Below are 17130 nucleotides of genomic sequence, written 5' to 3' on the forward strand. Positions count from 1 at the left end.
CGGGTTTAGCCGATGCGCACATATCCGGTTGTGTGTGAGTGTAGAATTCGTCTACCGTCCTGCCCTAACGGACCTCATCTGATAAATGGAGATGGTCATTGCTTGCAGCATTGCTTGTTTTGATTGGCCTAAACTTTGCGTTATCGATCTGGGCTCGTAAATATGTGGAGCCAGATACGCCCATCCCGGTCGCGTGGAGCGAGACCGGGATGCCCGAACGTTTCGCACCGGCCCGTACCGCTTTGTTTTATCTGCCGGTGGGATCCTGCGTCGTGCTGCCCGTTCACCTGTTTACACCCGGCGGAACCAATGCGTTTCCCCTGTCGCTGGGCATTCTCGTCGTACTGATCATCGGCAACTGGATCGTCGTTCGCAGTGCCCTCGGCCATCCTCCCCGGCTTTCCTTGTACGTGATTACCATCGCCTGCGTCCTTCTTTGCGCATGTGCGCTACAGTTCGCCTTCCTGCACCATCTTGGCTGATCACACCCCCCGTATCTTCGGCTCCCCGTGTCCCTCCAGCATCAGCGCCGTCAGCGCCCACACCAGCGCATCCACCCGGTCTGGTGAGCGACCAGAGGCAAGGCCGTCGGGGCCGAATTCGCACATCTGGTCCTCCAGTTGCGCCATGGCGCCGGCGTGCAGCACCCGCCCCTGCTCGTAAAGTGCGGCCACCGGCTCGGCCCGTGTCCACTTCCCCCGGCTGGCCCGCACGGTTGTAATGGGTAATGTCGCATCCACGCTTTTCAGCATGGCAGAGACCATGTCGCCGCCCTGGTTTATTTCCGCCACCACCCGGTCCGCATCAAACCGGCGATAGGCCCGCACCACGGCATTGGCCCAGCCCGCAGGCGTGGCCCCTTCCACAGAGCAATCCGCCAGCACCACCGCGCGGCCTTGGCCGTCCAGGCCCGCCACCACAATACCGCAGCAACTGTCCTTCGCGCTGGCGGATGCCGGCGGGTCCACCGCCACCACAATGCGCCCCATCGGCCGCATCTCACTGGAGCGTTTCAGCGTCAGCGCTTCGATCATGTCGCGCTTCCACAGGCCATCATCCCGGTCGGCGATAAGCTCGCCATCCAGTTCCTGCCGCCCCAGCCGCGTACCGCCGTAGCGGCTGGCCATCGCGTCGATAAAGCCCGGGGCCAGATGGTCCGCATTATCCACGGTGCGAATGGTCCGCGTTACCGTGCCGGGGTCCGCCATCAGCGTCTTGATCAACGGCACCGGGCGCGGCGTCGTCGTCACCAGCGCCTGCGGTCGTGTGCCCAGCCGCAGGCCAAATTGCAGCATGTCCCAGCATTCGGGCCCATGCTTCCATTTCGCCAGTTCATCGCACCAGGCAAAGTCAAATTGCGGCCCGCGCAAACTCTCCGGGTCCTCGGAGGAAAAGATATGCGCCACCGCGCCATTCGGCCAAACCAGCCGCTTGCGCGAAATTTCAAAATCCGGCCTGTTGATGCGCGCAATCCGGCAGATGCCGGAGATACCGTCAATCATCACTTCACGCGCATCCCCCAGCGTTTCGGCAATCAGCGCGATGCGCGCCGTGCGGTTGGCACTTGCCAGTGCGTGAACCCATTCGGCCCCCGCCCGGGTCTTGCCGCTGCCACGCCCGCCCATCAGCAGCCATGTCCGCCAGTCCCCCGGCGGCGCTTTCTGCGCCCGCCGCCCGCAAAATGCCCAGTCGCTACAAAACCGCCGGTAAAGCCGAACCTTTGCCGCCAGATCATCCTTCGGCCCCACCGCCGCCGCGTCCGTCGCCATCTCCCCTGCCAACGTCGATGCCACCGCATCCAGCCTGGCAAACAGCTTTGCCCCCACACGTGCCTGCTCGATCTCCACCACCCCCGCCGTGGTTTTGGCAATCATGCGCTCAAGCCTCTTGCCCTGATTGGTCAGGTGGCGGCGCCACGCCCGGTCGGTCCGGTTCGCATTGCTTGTTTCTGGAGACAAGCTCGGCAGCCAGATCGCCTGCCAGTTCTTTGGCCCGGGCTTCGACAAGCACGCCAAATTCGGCCCGCAGCCGGTCATAGGCTTGCCCGTCAAAGTCCGTTTCCGCCCGCGCTTCCCGGTCATGCGCAACAGCCCTCTGTAAGGTGTCGATCTTTTCCAGAATGCGCACCATCAGCAGCAGCGTGTCAGAGGCCGCCTTGGCATCCGCCTGTGCGCCCTTGCGCGCCGCCTCCCCGGCCTCCTCATCCGCCGCCAGCCGCTCGGCAATCAGCCGCTGCTGCTGAAAGGCTTGAAACCGCTCACGCAACTCCCGCGTCATCGCCGCCAACATGTCCTGATAATCGGCGGTTGGGTCGCTAGGCCCCGCCTTGGTGTCCAGCACAAGACCGAACAACCCGGAGTCGATATCCGGCACATCCATGGTTAGCCTCCGTAAACGCAAAAACCACCGGGCACCGCCCAGTGGTTTTGAAAATTTCCAGTGTCGTCAGGGTGAGACATCCGCCTCACCCACTTTTCCGACTGTGCCATAAACCTATCAAACGACCGTCACGGTGTCAAGGACTAATTTCCTACATTATTCTTTTTATCTAAAACAGCAGGCGGCGGACATTGCGCTGTTTTCGTCTCGCCCACCGTCAGCGGCCACATCACCAGATAGTCCTCAAAATCATCAACATGCACCCCGTCCTCGCTCACCATGCGCCCCCGGCCAGAGATACCGGCAATATGCACCGTTTCGGGGTCGCCGGACAGCAGATGGTGCCACCAATACAAATCCTCGCCATCGCGCACCAGGCGATAGCCACAGGTCGGCGGCAGCCAGCCAATGTCGTGCACCGCCTCGGGCGTTAGCTGAATGCACTCCGGCACCGTGTCGCGCCGGTTGGGATAGTCCGAGCACCGACAGCTCTCCCCATCCAGCAGCGTGCAGTGAATGTTGGTCCACGCAATGGCCCCGGTGTCCCAGTCTTCCAGCTTGTTCAGGCAGCACAGGCCGCAGCCGTCGCACAGGCTTTCCCATTCGACAGGTGACATCTCCTCCAGTGACTTTGCTTTCCAGAAGGGAATTTCACCCATGATCTTACCTTCTTCTGTGCGATATTACCGGTTTTTTAAGGCTGATATACGCTTATGCCCATGGAATGGAAACCTTCGCCATGCAAAAGTCATGAGCAAGAGGGAAACGACACCCGCATGAGCGAACCGGAACAAACACCATCCCCGAAATCCCCGCGTAAACGACGCCACATTCTGTTGCGCATCGATTCGTGGATCGATTCGACCGTCTGGAATGCCGGTTTCCGCTTTGCCCAGATCTGGGAAGATATCACCATTTTCTTCCGCCGCTTTCGCGTGCGCGGGCCCAAGCGTGTGGTGTTTGAACTGGCAGGCGAGGCCTTTACGCTCGGCACCGCCGGGTCTGTGCTCATGCTGGCGCTGGCGCTGCCTGCTTTTGAAGAAACCAAAGGGGACTGGCGCGCCCAGAGCGATTTCGCCGTCACGTTTCTGGATCGCTACGGCAACGAGATCGGCCATCGCGGCATTATCCACGAAGATGCCGTGCCGATTGATGCCCTGCCGGACCATTTCATCAAGGCGGTTCTCGCCACCGAAGACCGCCGGTTTTTCCAGCATTACGGCATTGATTTTCTGGGCCTGACCCGCGCCATGACGGAAAATGCCCGCGCCGGTGGCGTGGTTCAGGGCGGCTCCACCCTCACGCAGCAATTGGCCAAAAACCTGTTTTTGACCAATGAGCGCACCATCGAGCGCAAGATCAAGGAAGCTTTCCTTGCCGTCTGGCTCGAAGCCAATCTGTCGAAAAAAGAAATCCTGCGTCTTTATCTCGACCGCGCCTTTATGGGCGGCGGCGCGTTTGGCGCGGCAGCGGCATCGCAGTTCTATTTCGGCAAAAGCATCACCGATGTCGATCTGGCCGAATCCGCCATGCTCGCCGGTCTGTTCAAGGCCCCCAGCCGCTACGCCCCCCACATGAACCTGCCAGCCGCCCGCGCCCGCGCCAATGAGGTTCTCACCAACATGGTGCAAGGCGGCTTGATGACGGAAGGTCAGGTTATCGCGGCGCGGCGCAACCCCGCCAGCGTCATTGATCGCAATGAGGTCAAAGCACCGGATTTCTTCCTCGATTGGGCGTTCGAGGAAGTCCAGCGCATTGCCAAACCCTTCAAGCAGCACAGCCTCGTGGTGCGCACCACCATTGATATGGGTCTGCAAGCCGCCGCCGAGGAAGCGGTGGAAACGGGCCTGCGCCAATATGGCGAAAGCTACCGCGTCAAGCAGGGCGCTCTGGTCATGCTGGAAAATGCGAACCAGACGAACGGAAGCCCGGTGCGTGCCATGGTCGGTGGGCGTGATTATGGCGAAAGCCAGTTCAACCGCGCCACACGGGCGCTGCGCCAGCCCGGTTCGTCCTTCAAGGCCTATACCTACGCCGCCGCGATGGAAAAGGGCATGACGCCGGAAACCACCATCATGGACGCCCCCATCACATGGCGCGGCTGGTCGCCGCAAAACTACGGTCGCAGCTATGCAGGCCGCATCACCTTGCTCACCGCCATGGCCAAATCCATCAATACGGTTCCTGTGCGCCTTGCCAAGGATACGCTTGGCACGGACCTGATTGCCGCCACCGCCAAGGCCTTTGGCGTGGAAACGCCCATCCGCACGGACAAGACCATGCCCCTTGGCACGTCTGAGGTTACGGTACTCGATCAGGCCACCGGCTACTCGGTCTTTCCCGCAGGCGGGATGCAGGCGCGCCGCCACGGCATCACGCAGATCATCAATTATGATGGCGACATTCTCTACGACTTTGCCCGCGACACGCCACCGCCTCAACGTGTTCTGTCGGAAAAGGCCACTGCCTCCATGAATTTCATGCTGACGCAGATTCCCGTCATCGGCACGGCGCGCCGCGCGGCACTGGATCACAACATTATTGCTGGTGCAAAAACGGGGACGACGCAGGCCTATCGCGATGCGTGGATTGTCGGTTTCACCGGCAATTACACGGCCGCTGTCTGGTTCGGTAACGATGATTACACCTCCACAAACAAGATGACCGGCGGCTCTCTCCCCGCCATGACCTTCAAGCGCCTGATGGACTACGCCCATCAGGGCATAGAACTGCGCGCCATTCCCGGCATTCAGAACCCGCTGCCCGGAGAACCCACAAAGCCGGCGCAAGTCGCCGCCGCCAAGCCGCCTGAGGATGGCGGTCTGCCCCCGCTGGTGCGCCCGCGTTCGCTGTCTGCGGACTCCACCCGGCTCTTGAAATCCATCGGCCAATCGCTCGAAACGGCTGCGCCTCTTATCGCCATCAAAACCGCAACCTCGGTCTCGCCTGAAACCACATCCGCCATCGCGCAACCTGCGGTCCGGTAACATGGCAGGCCTGTTCCGCATTCCGTTTCTGGTGGCTCTCGCGCTCATCATCACCTTCGGGCTTGGCACATGGTCTGCCGTGGAAGCGTTGAAGGCCACGGCTGGCTTCGGCGGCATCCGCCTCGGCACGTGGGAAGCTTTCCCGCAAGCCCAGATGGCGACCGCCGACCCCTACGCCAAAGCGCACCGCGCCCGCGCCGGAAAACTGCTTTTAGGGGGGGCCGAAGGCCTGTCCTTCACCGCCACCAAAGACGCTGCGGGACAGCCGCTCAACGGGGCTTGCACCTATGTCCTTTCCGGCATCAATCCACCCGCCCGCGCCTTCACCCTTTTCGCAACCGATATGGCCGATACGGTGTTGTCCGCCGGCAACGACCTCCCCGGCGCGCTGAATTCATGGACGGTGCTGCGCGCTTCCGACAACAGCTTCCACATCACCGTATCGCCCAATGCTCACGCTGGCTCATGGCTTGCAACCCGCCACAGCGGCCCGTTCAAACTCGTTCTCACCCTATTGGATACCCCGACTGCGGGCAGCACCGGCCTGATTGACCTGACCATGCCAACGCTGACCAAAACCGGTTGTGGCAAGAGTTTCACCTCATGAAATCCCTGTTCCGCGGTTCTCTCTTTGCCGTTCTCATCGGCCTGATCGGTGCGGCGCTTCTCCACATCGTCATCATTCTGACCCTTCCACAATTAACCGGCAAGGACGCCTACACCCGCGTGCTCGGCCTGTTTGAGATGGACCGCTTCTTCCCGCTGGACGCCAAACCCGGCTTTACCGGCCTCGCCAATGGCGACCCGTTTCTGCAAGTGGCCGTTTGCAGCTTTTCCATCAGCGAGCTTGCAACCCGGCTGCAAGCTGTGGGCAAAGTGCCGTTCTGGTCGCTGGCGATCTACGATTCGGCTTCCAACGAGGTGTTCAGCATGAACGACGAAACCTCCGTGACCGGCACACTCGACGTCGTCATCGCCTCCAACGCGCAATTGATCACATTGCGCAAATCCCTGCCCGCAGCGCTCACCAATTCCATTCTGGTCGAGATGCCCGATACCGAAGGCTACGCGGTCTTGCGCGCCTTCGCCCCCGTGCCCAGCCTGCTGCCGGCGGCACAGGACTTTATCACGCAATCGGCGTGCGAGGAGTTTGACCCGGCGCTGCAACCTTGACCAAAATCCCCACTTCACGATAACCTTCTAGTATAGACTCGCGGGAAAGCGGAAACCACATGGGTATCTTCGACGGTTTAATGGGCCATGGCAGCGTGGTTAATCCAGCTGATTTGGCCAAACGTCTTGATGGTGTCCTGATTGAGGGTGAAACCGTTCAGCTTGCGTTCAAGGTCATCCGGGATTTCATGGTGTTCACACAGTCGCGTGTTATCCTAGTTGATATCCAGGGTATCACCGGTAGCAAGGTTGATTATCAGTCGATACCCTATCGGGCTATCACCCGCTTTTCAGTCGAAACCGCAGGCACATTCGATCTGGATTCCGAATTGAAAATCTGGGTTTCCGGTAACGCTCATCCAATACAAAAAACCTTGAAAAAAGGAAGCGATGTAAGAGGCATACAACGTGCACTTGCAACAGGAGCGTTAAGGTAACAGCCGCGCCCTCAAGCCTTCTTCAGAGACCTGCTGCCCCCTTTGCCGGGCGTCTTTCCCGTGGTCAGGCGCTCGTACCGCACGCCGGTAAACAGCAGCACTTGCGCAACCGTAAGCAGCCGTTTCGCATCCTTCGGCGTGGCGCTCATTCGGTCGCGAATCTGGATTATGTCTGCCACGCGCGCCTCCATTGTTGGACACCGGTCAGGTTATATCCGTCTTACTCAGCCATATCATAGTTAACAAGTTCTTAATATGCAATTTATACTCAGAAAACCGAATGGTATTGACAGAAAAGCCCCGCGTTATCTTATTTGACAACCGCGAGGCTATAATCCGTACTATCGTTTGTTCGATAGCTATACCGCTTAGCGGCTCATGATGACGCCCATAAGGAACGCAACACCGGCCACGATACCCAAAGTCTGTAGCGGCTCTTCACGGACGCGATCCTTGACGCGCTCGCCGAGGATTTCCGCTTCCTTGCTGACAACGGCCTTCGCGCCGCTGCTCAGTGCGGAGACAGACCCGGAAATCCGCGAAATTTCGGCCCGCAATTCCTGAACCTGATTTTCCAGATCAGCGCGTGCGGTGTCCACCTGTGCTTCGGCTTCTGCGGCTTCGCCTTCCAGTTCAGGATTGTTTGTTCTCGCCATGTCACTCGCTCCTAGTTGATCATCAAAGTTTGCTCGGGCAGGTAATGCTTGAAACGTGAATTTGTTCCCGGCCTCTTTAAGCAATGGGCAATAAGAATGCGCCTGTGGACAACTCCATAGTTAATGGTTGGATAACGCTTTTGCTCTAACTCTAGTGAAGTGTTTCACCCCGTTTCCATTGCCGAGTTTATGTGCGTGTAAGGGGCAGACATTGTTGTCGTTTGTCTTTCGGGAAAACCGGTTTTCACTTTTCCCTGACAAACTTTAGTATTGCGTTGGGGATGTGTGTTGGCGGACCGGTTTCGTGAGTTAGAGCAACCGCAGACGAAGCGGTTCAAGGATGTGGTTCTGCTGGCAACCGTGACCAGCTTTGAAGCGCACCATCACGCCTCGCGCCGGCAATTGCGCCAGTTTACCGAACTGTTTGAAGCCTTGTTCCCCGCCTCCACCGAGGAAGCCCGCCGTCAGGCCGTCGCCGCACTCTCCCGGTGCCCCCATGTCCCCGTCGAGGTTGCACGCTTCATTGTCCGCCAGCCGATCGGCATTGCAGCCCTCTATCTCAGCCGGTCCAGCACGCTGGATGAAGACCTTTTGCTGGACGTGGTGCGCGACGGCACCGACGCTCACGTCAACGCACTTTCGCGCCGCGACGACCTTCCACCCGCCGTGGTGGATGCGCTGGTCGCGCGCCATCGCAACAGTCTGGCCGGGCCCACGCCGCAGACCTCGCTGCTTATGCCCGTTGATGAGCCATCAATCGCAGATGTCCCATTGGCCCCGCACGCTGCATGGCTCCAGCTTCCCGATCAAGAGGAATCCCCCTCCCCGAAATCCCCGGATCTGGCCGAAAGCCTGCGGCAGGAACTGAAACGCATGGTCATGCCCGGCCGCAAGCCCGCGGCCCAGATCCAGCCACCAACCCTGCCGAACCTGCGCCCGACTTCCGCCGTGCATGCGGGCCTGATGGTCCGCTTTGCCCGCTCGGTGGAAGCACCCCTGTTTGCCTCCGTTCTGGCAGACGCCTTGTCCGCCAGCCGCGCTTTGGCAACCCGCATTCTTTTGGATACAACCGGTCAGCAACTTGCTGAAACCCTGCTGGCGCTGGGCCTGCCCAAGATGAACACCGCCTATATTCTACAGCAATTCTACCCGCATCTGTCCCGTCTGACAGATGGCGTATCAGACGCCGTACATCTGCTAAACGCAGCAGACCCCGCCCATGCCCGCGCCCGTCTTGTGGCGTGGCAAAGACTGGAACGCGCTACCACACACGACCCCATACACGCCCCCACCCGCAAGCCTGATCCCCGCACTAACACAGCGCAAAACCTCTTGCGTCAAAACGGGGACATGCAGCGCGCTGTCAGCAAGGGGTAGAGAATTTCTATTCAGCGGTCACTTCACCTTCGCCAGCAGGAATAGATCGCCGCGATTTTCGGTTTCGATTTCCACCACCCAACAGTCCGGATCGAAACGCAGTTCGCGGATGATCTGGGCGTCGACTTCGGCGGTGTCTGCTTTTTCCAAGCGGATTTCGAACAGGCGGTCGTGGGCTGCGCTATCGTCGTCGAAGGCGCTCTGCGGCGCTGGCGCGTAAAGTGTTTCCAGCCCGCTGCGCTCGCGTTGGCGGATGAAGATTGCGCCAGCCTCATCTGCACCGCGATGCAACACGGCGGCGTAATCGCCGGTCGCGTAAACGCGGCGCAAAAGGGCCGATACAAATATCTCCGATTTCAGGCGCATGATCGTTCAAATCCCGGTACAACAAATCGCAAACCAGCGTCCCCCATCAAAGGGCGCCGATTTCTTTCAGTTTTTTCAAAACGTTTTCATTGGGCTGTCCGGTTTCCGGCAGCTTGTAATGCTTCTCGAAACGGCGGATGGCCGTTCGCGTCTGCTCGCCCGCCACACCGTCGACCGTCACGCCATCATAGGCAATGTTGGACAGGCCGCGCTGGATGGTGACAACCAGCTTGGTCTGCGCCTGAAGCGCCGTGTTGGGTCCGGCGGGCTTGTCCGCATCGCGAATAGCGGCGGCCACCGGGTCGGCGTCTGCCTGTGGCTTCGCCGCGCGCGAGGCCAGTTCGTAGGGCCGCGCCGTGGGCGTAACCACCGCAACAGGCGCATCCATTGATGACGAGGTGGATGGCAGAGCGGGCGCATCGTCGGCAGAGGACGCAGCGATTTCGTCTGCCGCCACCGTGCCGGTTGCCACGTCACGGTCCACGCCTGCATCCTCTCCTTCACCTTCGCGCTGGATGACGAAGGTGGTGACTTTCTTCGGTTCTGCGGTGACGTTTCGCTCCGTCACCAGCGGGTCGCGTGTACGGAAGAACGGGGATGGATGCGTGCCGTGCTGATACCAGATCGCATTGGTTGCGACGAAGCTGTAGACCACGGCAAACGCCGTACCACCAGCAATCGCCACAGGGTAGCGCGATGCAGTCCTCACAATGGCACCCACAACCGTCGACAGGCCTGTCTTCAGGCCTCGGGCCAGTATGCCGGACTTTTTGGGAGCCGGCTTTTTCGATTTAGGCGATTTTCGCGTGCGCGCCGTCATGGTGTGCGTCTCCGTATTCACTTCGTCCAGGCCTCATGGTCGCCCGAGCGCTACCGGGAGCGGGCGCAACAGCAGACACAGCAGGCCGTGGAACGACACTCTGGACAGATCTTGGAGGTTCAGCCCCTTTCAACCGGGGTGGAAACGCGCTGGGGGCCAGTGCCTTGGGTTCTGCGGCAGGCACGGTGGCGTGTTGCGCAACTATCACTGGCAGGCGGATGGTCACCACCGTTCCTTCGCCCGGCGCGCTGACGATGGCGAAGGTGCCGCCCAGCACATCGACAAGGCTTTTCACGAGGCAGAGCCCCAGCCCCGTTCCGGCCTGTTCGTTTTCCGGCGGGGTATTGCCCTGCACAAACGGCTGGCCGATCAGGCTGAGATGCTCCGGCGCAATGCCGATACCGGTATCACTGACCGTCAGCACCATGGTGTCGGCAGTGCGCGCGGCATCCACGGTGACCACGCCGCCTTTGGCCGTGAATTTCAGGGCATTGCCGATCAGGTTGATCAAAATCTGCTGGAATGCACGGCGGTCCGTGACGACCTCACCTGTGAGGCGCGGCACGCGGCTGGTGAGACTCACGCCCTTGTCGCGGGCCTGCCCGCTCAGCATCGCCTCGCAGGCAAGCACGGCATCGGCCACGGCAAACGGCTCAGGCGACAGCCGGTAATGGCCGGACTCGATCCGCGTCATATCCAGCATGGAGTTAACGAGCGCCAGAAGATGCGTACCGGACTGGTGAATGAGGCCGACATACTCCCGCTGGCGGTCATTGCCGAGATCCCCGCAATAGCCGTGGGCCAGACTGTCGGAAAAGCCAAGAATCGCCGTCAGCGGCGTGCGCAGCTCATGGCTGACGGCGGCCAGAAACCGGGTTTTTGCTTCATTGGCGGCGTCGGCAGCGGAGGTTTTTTCCGCAACTTCCGCCCTCAATGCGGCCTCACTGTCAATCGTGGTGGACTGGACCAGAATGCCGGTAAGTTCACCCTCGACATCGGCAAGCGCCGTCATCTGGCATCGTAGATAGGCAAATTGTGACCGAGGATCGGCAAGCCGTGCCCGGTCCATGCGAATATCGAGGCGAGCGCTGGACGCGCCCAGCCGAAGGCGGTCGACAGCCTGCAGAAACAGGATGCGGTCCGACACATGAACCTGCTCCAGAAACCCGCGTCCCATGGGATCGCGCATCCAGCCCAGCATGGCGGCGCGGTCGCGGCCATGGACAGACACCACGCTTCCGCGTGCATCATGCAGAGTAACCAGCCCGGCAAAGCAATCATAGGCTTGTGCGCGCAGGCTGGAGCCAGCGTGGACGACATTGTTATTGGCAGGCGCAGAAATAGCGGTAAGGCGCAGAACAGACACGGCAACCACGCCACCGATGAGCGCCAGCGCCGCCACCAGAGCGGCACCCACGGGCAGCGCCGTCGACACCGGCAGAACAGCCGAGAGGGCCGCAGATACCAGCACGGTGCCTACACCCGCACACAGCGCCACAATGCGCAGCGCCGCGTTTTCGCGGTCTCTGCCGGGCTTTGCCGGGGGAGGCAGTCTTTCAGCGATGTTACTCAATACACGCACACTTTTCTCTGTCGAAAACAGACCCTGAAACTGGTGTGAATGTCGCAGCCGGGGCTTAAGGAAAGAATAAAAACAGGGCCCTGCGGGCTTGGCTTCGGGCGCAAACACGGGAGTTTGGCCCAAATCCGGTGAACTTCGTCAAATGTGGTTAACGGGGCGTAAGCATCGGAAAATGGTGCATTTTTCCGGTTTTATTAACTTGTGTGGCGGCCCGTTTCCATGTGCTTCAGGGGGTTCGGCATGGCGTGCCGCCTTGATCCTTAACGCGGATCGCTAAAATGTGTCTAAAAGGGTCTGCGATGACCATAAAGCTAACCGAATTGCCGCGTATTAAAACAAATGCCAGAGCGTACGGTAACGGACTGTTGGCGATCCTGGTGGATAGTGCTGGCATGTTGGATGGTGCCGGGTTGTGGCAGGCTGAATGAGAGCAAGACGATGTGGTTTTTGATCAAGGCAGGTTTCTGGTTTACGCTGGTGCTGGTCATGCTGCCGTTCTTCAGTCCGGCTGCGTCCAACAAGCTGGACGGCGCACCGCAGATGGCCATCGGCGAGACCTTATCGGCGGCGACCGAAGCGATTTCCTATCTCAAAGGCTTGTGCGTGGAAAAACCGGAGGTCTGCGAAAAAGGCGGGGAGACGTTTGTAGCCCTCGGTCACCGCGCCCGTGAGGGTGCACGCATCGCCTATGAGTTTTTGAACACCCAGTTTGCCACTGAAACGGTGGCGCAAGCCGCCGCCAAACCGGCATCCAGCAACGTTCCGGAACTCGCAACCCAAACCCCTGCAACGGGCGGTAAGCCTGTCGAGCCTGTCTCCGTCAAGGCACCTTCGGCACCCCGACCGCATTCCACCATCAAGCCATATCAGCCGCCCGTGGCTGATCGAGAATTATAATAATCTTTAAAAGCTGATTCTTATTGACTTGATTTAAAAATATGCCAGAAGTGACGTGAGAGGTGAAGACCGACGCTGTTCCCGCAAAGGTTGATACTCTCGTTCAAAAATACAGGATGCCGTGAGGAGACCTCCCCTCACGGCATTTCTGATTCGGCCGCTATGATCCCAAGCTTTATGCTGGCTTTTCGGGCGGGAGCGCTTATATGGCAAACAGCATTACAGCGCCGCGCGTCAAACGCGCAAAGGTCGCTGTAAATACTCAAATTCGCTGCACGCAGGTTTCGATGAACACGCCCAAAACTGCCATGACGATTGATGAGATCATCGACGAGTTTTCCTATCTCGACGACTGGGAAGACCGGTATCGCTATGTGATCGAACTGGGAAAATCCCTGCCGGACCTACCGGAAACCGAGCGCACGGCGGAAAACAAGGTGCAGGGCTGCGCCAGCCAGGTCTGGCTGGTCACACATCAACAGGGTGGCGAGGCCGATCCGGTCCTGACCTTTGAAGGCGATTCCGATGCCCATATCGTACGGGGGCTGGTGGCCATCGTGCTGGCCACCTATTCGGGCAAAGCCGCCTCGGAGATCGCTACACTGGATGCACTGGACGTGTTCGGCAAAATCGGTCTGGTGGAGCATCTGTCCTCCCAGCGCGCCAACGGCCTGCGCTCCATGATCGGGCGGATCAAGTCCGAGGCAGCGCGCCGCATGGCCAGCGTCCATTAAAGCATGGCTGGCGAACACGTGTTGACCAGACATGCTCTAACGTCTTGTTGTAACGCATTGTCCAGACGTCAAAGGGCCTCCGTTTTTACTGGACATGCTTAGAGATCACAGTTGCGTGTCTAACACCTGCGCAGCCTCTTCCGGATGTCTTCTATGGGGGCGACAATGCGATTCATAGTGACGGGCGAGCGCCTGCAAGGCAGCCCGCAGCATGACCTTGGCGGAGCGCACGGGCCACTGCCGTTCGCGCTCGACAGTTTCGAGACCTTTTGAAAAGCAGCAGATATCCAGCGCGACGCCGGACAGTTCAGGCCCCATGGCCTCCACCGCTGAGCGCACCCGACGTCGGGCGCTAAGCGCACTGTCGCTCAGATCGTGCTCGCCAGACCGTGCGCCTGCAGCCTTGCTCTCCAGTTTCGGGGCATAGGTCATCGTCATGCGTGGCTGTAACTGCCCCCGGGTGAAATCTGCGAGCAGACGCTCGCCCGCCGCAATGGCCTGCGACTCCAGAAACGGCGCACCGGATTTCTCCTTGAGGCGGGCCAGCGCTGACAAAGGTGATTCCGCGTGGTTCACCCGAACGCTTTCAGTCACTTCCTCCACAATCATCGTCTTGTGGCCCGTGTCCCGATGCTGGTTAGCAAAGGCTTCGTCCGGCGAAACCAGCGCCCGGCGGATGAAAGCGCAGGCGGTGGGCGTGGCGGCCAGCAGGCCGCCGCTTGTGCTTAACAGCCCTTGAGACAGGCCATGCTGAACCAGGCCGAGGGCGAATGTGCGCGAGCACCCCTCGCCCCGCGTGAGCACGATATCGCTCTCAGTCCGGCTTTCAACCAGAACCCGGTGGCCCATCACGAAGCGCAGCAGTTTCAGCATGGCCGCAGTCTTCGGCTCACTCATGGTTGCCACCCGGCACTGCAGCCTGTATGGGGCTGAACACACACAGGATGAGACGCTCCACCAGGCTGACAAACTCGTCATAGGCCGTATCGTCGCGGCGGTCCTCCACCATCTTGCAGGCATGGGCAACGGTGGTGCGATCTCGGCCAAACCCGAAGCCGATATCCGTCAACGAAAGCTGCAAGGAAACGTGGCAGACATACATGCCGATCTGGCGCACATGGCAGGCAGCGCGACGCATATCGGTGCGCTCCTGCTTGCGGTCGTCCGTCATGCCCTGAAGTTCGGCGACCACACGACGCACCGTCTCACACATCAGGCGCAGTTGGCGGCGGCGTTCCGCGTCATCGGGGATACCAGCCGGGAACGATTTGGTCTCTGGCGCGCGCGGCCTGTTTGCTGGCGGAGCCACAAAGGGGCCGACGCCTGGTTTCGCTTTCTGCTGAGTGGATCGTACTTCCTGGGCTGACATACCGAACTCCATGAACTAGGAATTTACTCCTTATTCATAAGCAGAAACGAATGAAAAAATCCAGAACAAAATAAGATTGTCCCGGTTATTTATGACACAATGCGTTTCAAGCTTAACGAGTTAGGTATATTTTCGCTTGAACGCAAACAAAAACCGGCCTGCAAGCAGACCGGTTATGATACTTTATCCGATAGATGTCAGGCTGTTGCCTTGGTCGCGCGGCGCTTGCGGCGCTGACCCAGACCCATTTCCTTGGCAAGGCGCGAGCGGGCCTCTGCATAGGCCGGAGCCACCATGGGATAGTCGGCTGGCAGATCCCACTTCTCGCGATATTCTTCCGGCGTCATATTGTAGTGCGTCATCAGGTGGCGCTTCAGTGATTTGAACTTCTGACCGTCTTCAAGGCAGATCAGATAGTCGTTCTGGATAGACTTGCGCACAGAAACCGGCGGCTTCTGCTTTTCCACCACGGGGATAACGGCGGCCTCTGGCGAGGATGTATTGTTCAAAGCGGCGTGAACGTCAGCAATCAGGCCGGACAAATCGGATACCGGCACCACATGGTTGCTAACATAGGCGGCAACGATATCGGCGGTGAGTTCCACCAGCAGATCATGCGCCCGGCCACTTATAGTCTCTGTCATTTCAATCTCCTGTCATCATGGCAGGGTGCAAAGCAATATGCACATACCATCAATATAAGTATAGGTTAAGGCAACGTTACATAACAACAACGTGAACGTGCAGCCACTCAATCCTACAGAAATCAAGACCTGCTTATAGCATATCGCGACATATAGCAGGATGGATAAAAGGCATATTGCACAAAATGTCTTTTTTCGAAAATTTCTCTATTACTGGGTGCGGCTGTCAATGAATGTCAGTGTATCGTTGGAGCAACCAGCGATGCTTCCGATTAGCATCGCCACGTTAAAAGTCCAGTATTATTTATAGGAAAGAGCGGAGATAAAAGCGATCTTTCGCCAGCAATACAGCGGTGATTTTTCCTGCTGGCATAACCTTTCTCCATTCGGGATACTATCCCGGCGGACGAGGACGAAGATTTTGGAAAGACACGCAGGAATTTTCCGCCGTTTATTGTCGGATCCGACACGGCTTCCTATATTTTGATGCAAAGGAGATCGTGATCATGGAAGCCACGAAAACATTGAAAGTGCACAAGACCGACGCCGAATGGCGTGAACAGTTGACGCCGGAGCAGTATCGCATCACCCGCGAACACGGCACGGAGCGGGCTTTTTCCAGCCCGGATTTCGACCTGTCGAAGCACGGCGTTTACCATTGCGTCTGTTGCGACAATGCCCTGTACTCGTCAGATACAAAGTTCAACTCCGGCACCGGATGGCCAAGCTTTTACCAGCCGATCTCGGCGGATGCTGTTACACAGCATCGTGATTCATCCTATGGCATGACGCGCACAGAAATTCGCTGCGCCGATTGTGATGCGCATCTGGGCCACGTGTTTCCGGATGGACCGGCACCAACCGGTCTGCGCTACTGCATGAATGGCGTGGCGCTGACCTTCGACGAAGGGAAATAAACTTGGCGAGACCGGGCTGATCAAGGCCCGGTCTTCCGTCCGGTCAAATTCACAGGCTGGACATGACGGCCATGTAATGGGTGGCCGCAGCCGTCACGACGAAACCATGCCAGATGGCGTTCTGGAACCGCAGCTTTTCCCACACATGAAAGATGACGCCTGCGGAATAGATGACGCCCCCCGCGACGATCAGCATCAGTGTTGACGTCGAAAGCCGGTCCGACAGCGGACCGAAGGCCAGCGCGCCGCTCCATCCCATTGCCAGATACAAAAGAATGGCCAGCCGGTCGAAACGGCCGGGTAGCAGACATTTGATCGCAACCCCAAGCGCGGCAATGCCCCACATGCCCACAAGCAGCCAGAACAGCAGTGGATTATCCCATCCGCGCTGCAAAAACGGGGTGTAGGTTGCGGCAATCAGCACGAAGATGGACGAATGATCGAACCGCCGCAGCACCCATTTGGCGCGTGACACAGGCCAGGCATTGTAGAGGAACGACATGGTCAGTGTCAGGATCAGGCCCGTACCGTAGATGCTGGTGGCCACCAGCTGCCCAGCGGTGGTAAACACCGTGGCATGATAGATCATGATGGACACGCCGATAACCGCCGCCAGCACGCCGATGGCATGAACCACGCCATCGGCAATCAGTTCATGACGGTCGTAATTCCAGTGAATGGGTCCTGAGGTCATCGCGCAAGTCCGGTGAATGTATGCGAAGGTATAACCCAGGCATACGTCAATTTTATGTTGCTACAACGCGTTGACAAGACTTTAGTTTGTCAACGAAT

At 59.0% G+C, this 17130-nt stretch carries 21 protein-coding genes; 9 read left to right on the forward strand and 12 right to left on the reverse strand.

The window, feature by feature from the left end; translation table 11 throughout:
* The first annotated feature begins 98 nt into the window (after positions 1–98).
* Positions 99–482 carry a hypothetical protein gene (locus tag IFT84_RS01445; RefSeq protein ID WP_192116861.1) on the forward strand — a complete coding sequence of 128 codons (384 nt, stop codon included), beginning with the start codon at positions 99–101 and terminating at the stop codon, positions 480–482.
* On the opposite strand, the gene IFT84_RS01450 is transcribed toward IFT84_RS01445, so the two are convergent.
* The 3 genes from IFT84_RS01450 to IFT84_RS01460 form a co-directional block, all read right to left on the reverse strand.
* Entirely contained in the window at positions 483–1874 is a 1392-nt protein-coding gene (locus IFT84_RS01450) for a DNA-packaging protein (RefSeq protein WP_192116862.1), read from the reverse strand.
* Between the two features lie 4 nt (positions 1875–1878).
* On the reverse strand, positions 1879–2379 hold the full coding sequence (locus IFT84_RS01455; RefSeq protein WP_192116863.1) for a hypothetical protein: 501 nt from the start codon (positions 2377–2379) through the stop codon (positions 1879–1881).
* A gap of 143 nt (positions 2380–2522) precedes the next feature.
* On the reverse strand, positions 2523–3038 hold the full coding sequence (locus IFT84_RS01460) for a YcgN family cysteine cluster protein (RefSeq protein ID WP_192116864.1): 516 nt from the start codon (positions 3036–3038) through the stop codon (positions 2523–2525).
* Positions 3039–3155: 117 nt separating this feature from the next.
* On the opposite strand from IFT84_RS01460, the gene IFT84_RS01465 reads away from it, so the two are divergent.
* Genes IFT84_RS01465 through IFT84_RS01480 form a run of 4 tightly spaced genes read left to right on the forward strand, consistent with a single transcriptional unit; the run spans position 3156 to position 6976 of the window.
* Entirely contained in the window at positions 3156–5366 is a 2211-nt protein-coding gene (locus IFT84_RS01465; RefSeq protein WP_192116865.1) for a transglycosylase domain-containing protein, read from the forward strand.
* 10 nt (positions 5367–5376) lie between these two features.
* Entirely contained in the window at positions 5377–5973 is a 597-nt protein-coding gene (locus IFT84_RS01470) for a DUF1214 domain-containing protein (protein WP_192117551.1), read from the forward strand.
* Positions 5970–6539, forward strand: coding sequence for a DUF1254 domain-containing protein (locus IFT84_RS01475; RefSeq protein ID WP_192116866.1), 570 nt, complete (start codon positions 5970–5972; stop codon positions 6537–6539). The genes IFT84_RS01470 and IFT84_RS01475 overlap by 4 nt, the downstream gene beginning before the upstream one ends.
* Before the next feature lie 59 nt (positions 6540–6598).
* Positions 6599–6976, forward strand: a complete 378-nt coding sequence (locus tag IFT84_RS01480) for a PH domain-containing protein (RefSeq protein WP_192116867.1) — start codon at positions 6599–6601, stop codon at positions 6974–6976.
* Positions 6977–6987: 11 nt separating this feature from the next.
* Here IFT84_RS01480 and IFT84_RS01485 read toward each other — a convergent pair whose 3' ends face one another.
* Together IFT84_RS01485 and IFT84_RS01490 are read right to left on the reverse strand one after the other, a co-directional pair.
* The gene (locus IFT84_RS01485; RefSeq protein WP_192116868.1) at positions 6988–7155 is read right to left on the reverse strand and encodes a hypothetical protein; all 168 of its coding nucleotides are present in this window, start codon (positions 7153–7155) and stop codon (positions 6988–6990) included.
* A 189-nt stretch (positions 7156–7344) separates the two neighbouring features.
* Positions 7345–7632: a glycine zipper domain-containing protein gene (locus tag IFT84_RS01490; RefSeq protein WP_192116869.1), complete on the reverse strand. Its 288-nt coding sequence runs from the start codon at positions 7630–7632 to the stop codon at positions 7345–7347.
* A 288-nt stretch (positions 7633–7920) separates the two neighbouring features.
* On the opposite strand from IFT84_RS01490, the gene IFT84_RS01495 reads away from it, so the two are divergent.
* Positions 7921–9009, forward strand: coding sequence for a DUF2336 domain-containing protein (locus tag IFT84_RS01495; RefSeq protein ID WP_192116870.1), 1089 nt, complete (start codon positions 7921–7923; stop codon positions 9007–9009).
* A gap of 18 nt (positions 9010–9027) precedes the next feature.
* On the opposite strand, the gene IFT84_RS01500 is transcribed toward IFT84_RS01495, so the two are convergent.
* Genes IFT84_RS01500 through IFT84_RS01510 form a run of 3 tightly spaced genes read right to left on the reverse strand, consistent with a single transcriptional unit; the run spans position 9028 to position 11777 of the window.
* Positions 9028–9375, reverse strand: a complete 348-nt coding sequence (locus tag IFT84_RS01500; RefSeq protein ID WP_192116871.1) for a DUF1491 family protein — start codon at positions 9373–9375, stop codon at positions 9028–9030.
* Between the two features lie 46 nt (positions 9376–9421).
* Positions 9422–10195, reverse strand: coding sequence for a peptidoglycan-binding domain-containing protein (locus IFT84_RS01505; protein WP_192116872.1), 774 nt, complete (start codon positions 10193–10195; stop codon positions 9422–9424).
* The gene (locus IFT84_RS01510; RefSeq protein WP_192116873.1) at positions 10167–11777 is read right to left on the reverse strand and encodes an ATP-binding protein; all 1611 of its coding nucleotides are present in this window, start codon (positions 11775–11777) and stop codon (positions 10167–10169) included. Before IFT84_RS01510 ends, IFT84_RS01505 begins: the two co-directional genes overlap by 29 nt.
* 438 nt (positions 11778–12215) lie before the next feature.
* Here IFT84_RS01510 and IFT84_RS01515 point away from each other — a divergent pair, with 438 nt between their 5' ends.
* Together IFT84_RS01515 and IFT84_RS01520 are read left to right on the forward strand one after the other, a co-directional pair.
* Positions 12216–12674, forward strand: coding sequence for a DUF5330 domain-containing protein (locus IFT84_RS01515; RefSeq protein WP_192116874.1), 459 nt, complete (start codon positions 12216–12218; stop codon positions 12672–12674).
* A 308-nt stretch (positions 12675–12982) separates the two neighbouring features.
* Positions 12983–13408 carry a SufE family protein gene (locus IFT84_RS01520; RefSeq protein ID WP_192117552.1) on the forward strand — a complete coding sequence of 142 codons (426 nt, stop codon included), beginning with the start codon at positions 12983–12985 and terminating at the stop codon, positions 13406–13408.
* Positions 13409–13513: 105 nt separating this feature from the next.
* Here the strand turns inward: IFT84_RS01520 and IFT84_RS01525 are convergent, their stop codons facing one another.
* The 3 genes from IFT84_RS01525 to IFT84_RS01535 form a co-directional block, all read right to left on the reverse strand.
* Positions 13514–14305, reverse strand: coding sequence for a DUF6456 domain-containing protein (locus IFT84_RS01525; RefSeq protein WP_192116875.1), 792 nt, complete (start codon positions 14303–14305; stop codon positions 13514–13516).
* Positions 14298–14777: a helix-turn-helix domain-containing protein gene (locus IFT84_RS01530; protein ID WP_192116876.1), complete on the reverse strand. Its 480-nt coding sequence runs from the start codon at positions 14775–14777 to the stop codon at positions 14298–14300. The genes IFT84_RS01525 and IFT84_RS01530 overlap by 8 nt, the downstream gene beginning before the upstream one ends.
* Before the next feature lie 197 nt (positions 14778–14974).
* A complete protein-coding gene (locus IFT84_RS01535; RefSeq protein WP_192116877.1) occupies positions 14975–15421 on the reverse strand; it encodes a MucR family transcriptional regulator in 447 nt (148 codons plus the stop codon).
* 506 nt (positions 15422–15927) lie between these two features.
* On the opposite strand from IFT84_RS01535, the gene msrB reads away from it, so the two are divergent.
* The gene (gene msrB, locus IFT84_RS01540; RefSeq protein WP_192116878.1) at positions 15928–16338 is read left to right on the forward strand and encodes a peptide-methionine (R)-S-oxide reductase MsrB; all 411 of its coding nucleotides are present in this window, start codon (positions 15928–15930) and stop codon (positions 16336–16338) included.
* 49 nt (positions 16339–16387) lie between these two features.
* Here msrB and trhA read toward each other — a convergent pair whose 3' ends face one another.
* Positions 16388–17032 (reverse strand): PAQR family membrane homeostasis protein TrhA, encoded by a 645-nt coding sequence (gene trhA / locus IFT84_RS01545; protein WP_192116879.1) that lies wholly within the window; start codon positions 17030–17032, stop codon positions 16388–16390.
* Between the last annotated feature and the right edge of the window lie 98 nt (positions 17033–17130).

It is taken from the genome of Rhizobium sp. CFBP 8762, assembly GCF_014841565.1.
Lineage (GTDB): Bacteria > Pseudomonadota > Alphaproteobacteria > Rhizobiales > Rhizobiaceae > CFBP-8762.